The sequence below is a fragment of the Mesorhizobium sp. M7A.F.Ca.ET.027.03.2.1 genome (assembly GCF_003999175.1).
GTDB lineage: Bacteria > Pseudomonadota > Alphaproteobacteria > Rhizobiales > Rhizobiaceae > Mesorhizobium.
The window spans coordinates 1-414 of sequence record NZ_RZOM01001940.1 but is presented as its reverse complement, the minus strand read 5'-3'; the positions used below and the strand labels follow the sequence as shown (position 1 = coordinate 414).

1 protein-coding gene is annotated in these 414 nt (G+C 65.7%); it reads right to left on the bottom strand.

Annotation, left to right across the window (positions count from 1 at the left end; all coding sequences use genetic code 11):
- Positions 1–414 (bottom strand): UDP-2,3-diacylglucosamine diphosphatase LpxI (gene lpxI, locus EN750_RS38880; protein WP_127399536.1); only part of this gene is annotated, 414 nt, incomplete at both ends.

Genomic DNA, 414 nt, shown 5'->3' with positions numbered 1-414 from the left:
TCTGCGGACCGATGGATGGAAGATCGGCGCGCAGTTCCTGACCGGGCTTGGCGCACTTGACGAGGACGCCGCGGGTCTTGCCCGCAATACGGCCGTGGCCGCGCAGCAGCTTCGCACGATCAAGCAGGCCGGCTGTTCCTTCGATGCCTTCCAGCGCGATTGCCCGGCCGCCAACCGCGATCGCCGCCTGGCCGACATCCAGCGCCCCGATGGCCTTTGCTGCCGCAAGGCCTGCCTCAATATCGCGCCAGTCCAATTTTCGCGGTTCGGCCTTGGTCAGCACGCCTTCGGCGGCGACAAGATTCGGCACTACTTCGTGGGCGCCAACGACCTTTACTCCGCGCGCTTCGAGGCCTCGTGCCAAGACCTTCAGAAGACCATCGTCGCCACGCGCGAGCGCCATGACGACCAAAG